Consider the following 411-nt stretch of genomic DNA (forward strand, 5'->3'; position numbering starts at 1 on the left):
GCTCTGCTGCAGCGCTACGGCCTGCAGCAGGTGCTTTTCAATGCGCCGCCGGGCGACTGGGACGCCGGCGAGCGCGGCATCGCATGCCTGCCGGGCCGCGAAGCCGAGTTCCGCGAGGGCATCGTGCAGGCCATCGCCTATGCCCGCGTGCTGGGCTGCCGGCGCATCCACGTGATGGCGGGCATCGCGCCAGCGGGCGTGGCGACCGACGCGTTGCGCGCCACCTATGCGGCCAACCTGCGCCATGCCGCGGCGCTGGCGGCCCCCCACGGCATCGCGCTGCTGATCGAGCCGATCAACGGGCGCGACATGCCGGGCTATTTCCTGCAGCGGCAGGAGGACGCGCACGCGCTGGCGCTGGAGATCGCGGAGGGCGCGGGCCCGGCGAATGGAGATGGACCGGTGCAGGTC

The 411-nt window shown here is 73.2% G+C and carries 1 protein-coding gene; it reads left to right on the forward strand.

Going from position 1 to position 411, the window contains the following annotated elements; translation table 11 throughout:
• The coding region (locus tag GVL12_RS25885) for a TIM barrel protein (protein WP_159918401.1) at positions 1–411 on the forward strand (411 nt) is incomplete at both ends.

The organism is Pantoea sp. 18069 (assembly GCF_902706035.1).
Classification (GTDB): Bacteria; Pseudomonadota; Gammaproteobacteria; order Burkholderiales; family Burkholderiaceae_C; genus Comamonas.